The organism is Homoserinimonas sp. (assembly GCF_056262345.1).
Genome location: NZ_JBACFR010000229.1, coordinates 1 through 3,021, shown reverse-complemented (window position 1 = coordinate 3,021; position 3,021 = coordinate 1). Strand labels below are relative to the sequence as shown.

At 65.3% G+C, this 3,021-nt stretch carries 4 protein-coding genes and 1 pseudogene; all 5 read left to right on the top strand.

All coding sequences use genetic code 11. From position 1 onward, the window contains the following. A pseudogene (locus AC062T_RS11155) lies at positions 1 to 223 on the top strand (hypothetical protein); the annotation flags it as partial. Further along, a complete protein-coding gene (locus AC062T_RS11150) occupies positions 198 to 665 on the top strand; it encodes a hypothetical protein (RefSeq protein WP_476030046.1) in 468 nt (155 codons plus the stop codon). The pseudogene AC062T_RS11155 and the gene AC062T_RS11150, both read left to right, overlap by 26 nt. A gap of 2 nt (positions 666 to 667) precedes the next feature. Continuing rightward, the gene (locus AC062T_RS11145) at positions 668 to 1,114 is read left to right on the top strand and encodes a pilus assembly protein TadG-related protein (RefSeq protein WP_476030048.1); all 447 of its coding nucleotides are present in this window, start codon (positions 668 to 670) and stop codon (positions 1,112 to 1,114) included. A gap of 54 nt (positions 1,115 to 1,168) precedes the next feature. Beyond that, positions 1,169 to 1,843: a TetR/AcrR family transcriptional regulator gene (locus tag AC062T_RS11140; protein ID WP_476030044.1), complete on the top strand. Its 675-nt coding sequence runs from the start codon at positions 1,169 to 1,171 to the stop codon at positions 1,841 to 1,843. A 90-nt stretch (positions 1,844 to 1,933) separates the two neighbouring features. Then, positions 1,934 to 3,021, top strand: a 1,088-nt coding sequence (locus tag AC062T_RS11135) for an acyl-CoA dehydrogenase family protein (protein WP_476030042.1), incomplete at its 3' end; no start/stop codon positions are given.

Here is a 3,021-nt window from a genome sequence, read left to right as displayed (position 1 = left end):
CGCAGACAACTCATTTGCGGAGGGGGTTGAGCGCACCGAGTCGCTCATCACCGCCGCCGTCGGCCCGGCATATGCAAGAAACGTGACCGTTGCCTCAACTACCTACCTGGGTCATCCCGCCGCAGTCGTCACGGTGAGCGCGCCGTTGCCGCTGGTCGGTCTCATCGGGCCGGATACCGTTCTGGAGGTGAGGGGCCATGCGGCGCTGGAAACGCTGGATTGACACCCTCTCCCGCGAGCAGGCGGGGTCAGCCTCCCTTGAGTTCATCTCCGCAGGAGTGTTGCTGCTCGTCCCTCTCGTCTATCTCGTGCTCGCGCTCGGGGCGCTCCAGGCCGGCTCGTTCGCTGTGGAAGGAGCCGCCCGCCAGGCAGCCAGGGTGTTCGTCGAGGCGGGGGATCAGGCGTCAGCCGAATCTCGTGCGCAGCAGGCGGTCCAGTTTGCCCTCGCGGACCACGGACTCGAATCCGCAGGATCCACGGTCACGGTTGTCTGTTCCCCCGATCCGTCGCGGTGCCTCACGAGGTCGGGTACCGTCACCGTTCTTGTGAGTGTGACGGTGCCGATGCCTTTCGTGCCGCAAGCGCTGAGCGTCGCAGCGCCGCTCGCGGTGCCGATGGAGGCGAGCGCCACGCAGCAGGTGTCGCGCTTCGCTCAGGTGCCGTGACGATGCAGCCGAGCACGCTGCTCACCCTGCGCAGCGAAACAGGGTCGACCCTGCTGCTCACGATTTTCTATTCGATGCTGAGTCTCACGCTGGTCCTGCTCATCACGGCGGCCAGCTCCCTCTATCTGGAACGGAAACGCCTGCTTTCCCTCGCCGACGGGGCGGCGCTCGTCGGAGCTGAAGCCTTCGACCTCACCCAGATCGCGTCCTCGGCAACCGGACCTCGGGTAACACTCACGCAGGCGGATGTAGCGACCGCCGTCAACGACTACCTGGCGGCTGTGCCGCACACCTTTGAGAATCTTGCGGTTGAGAGAGCCGAGCCCGTCGACGGTCGCGGCGCGACGGTCGCCCTCTCGGCGTACTGGCGGCCTCCCATGCTGTCGCTCCTTGTCCCCGAGGGGCTCCGCATAGAGGTTGAGGCGAACGCCCGCAGCGTCATCGGCTGACGCGAGACGCCGTCACACGCGATGAGCGAGAGAACGGTTCGTAGAATGACCGACATGTCCACGCCCAAAGAGGAGCGAACCAAGCCGCTGCGCAGCGATGCCGTGCGCAACAGACTGCGAATCCTCGAGGCCGCAGAAGAGGTGTTCGCCAACCGAGGGCTCGACGCGTCGGTGGACGACATCGCCCTGGCTGTGGGAGTCGGAGTCGGCACCATCTACCGCCATTTCGGGTCGAAGGCCGAACTCATTAACTCGATCTTCGAGCACAGGATCGGCACAATCATTGAGATCGTCACGGAGCGAAGTTCCCGTCCGACGGCCTGGGAGGGCCTCTGCGAGGTGATGCGGTTCTTCGTCGACGCACAATCCCAGAACCGGGCGGTCTCGGAGATGATCTACGAACGCGCGGACACCACTGGCAGGCACCTCCGAGAGCGAGTCGAGCCCCTGCTCACCGACCTGGTGGAGAAAGCCAAGGCCGAAGGTTCGCTGCGCGAGGACTTCACCGCAACGGATGTGCCGGTGCTCACCCACTCGGTGAGTGACGTAGCCCGGCTGCAGCCCGGCCGCGGCCGCGACCTCGCTCGCCGCCACCTCGAACTCCTGCTCAAAGGGCTCGGGCCCACTCCCGATCCGCACCTGGTGCCCTCCCCGCTGCCCGACGACGAGTTCGTCGACTGGCTGCGCACGCGTCGACCGGACGCCGCCCCATCCGCTTCGCCGAGATGAGACACAACAAAGCGGTGGCCACCCGCATCCGGTTTGGCGGTCGGCCACAACATCCGTGCCACCGGTATGGGGCAGCGGTAGCGTCGCGACGTGACCAACTACACACCACCTCTGTCTGATCTCGCTTTTGCCCTCGAGCACGTCGTGGGATACCGAGATGTCGCCCAGCTCCCCGGCTTCGAGCACGCCGACTTCGACACTGTCGTCGAGGTCCTTGCCGAGTGTGGGGAGTTCATGGCCGGGGTTATCGCCCCGACCAACCGCGTTGGAGACCTCGAAGGAGCCCAACGCCAGCCCGACGGCACCGTCAAGACCCCGACGGGGTTCAAGGAGGCCTACAAGCAGTTCGTCGACTCCGGGTGGAGCGGCGTTGCCCTCTCGGAGGAGTTCGGCGGCGGCGGATTCCCCCGCACAGTGGGCCTCGGCATCCAGGAGTTCATGCTCGCCTCCAACATGGCGTTCTCTCTGTGCCCGCTGCTTACGCACGGCGCGATCGACGCACTCATGCACTACGGCAGCCCCGAGCAGAAGCAGCGCTACCTGCCCAAGATGATCAGCGGCGAGTGGACGGGCACCATGAACCTAACGGAGCCGCAGGCTGGCTCCGATGTGGGGGCACTCACCACCCGTGCCGTGCCCAACGGTGACGGCACATACGCCATCACTGGTCAGAAGATCTTCATCACCTGGGGTGACCACGACGTCGCCGACCAGATTGTGCACCTCGTGCTCGCCCGCACCCCGGGTGCGCCCGAGGGAACCAGGGGCATTTCGTGCTTCATTGTGCCCAAGGTCATGGTCAACGACGACGAGTCGCTCGGTGAGCGCAATGGCGTCGAGACCGTCTCTCTCGAACACAAGATGGGCATCCACGGCTCCCCCACCTGCGTTCTGGCGTACGAGAACGCCACCGGGTACCTCATCGGCGAAGAGAACAAGGGAATGCGCATCATGTTCGTCATGATGAACAGCGCCCGCCTCTCGGTGGGTATGCAGGGTCTCGCCGTGGCCGACCGCGCCTACCAGCAGTCGGTGCAGTACGCGAAGGATCGCATCCAGGGCAAGGCAATCGGCGTCACGGGCCGCGACTCAGCGATCATCGAGTTCCCGGATGTTCGCCGCATGCTGATGACGCAGAAGGCCTACCTGGCTGGGCTCCGTCGTCTGCTGCTGCTCAC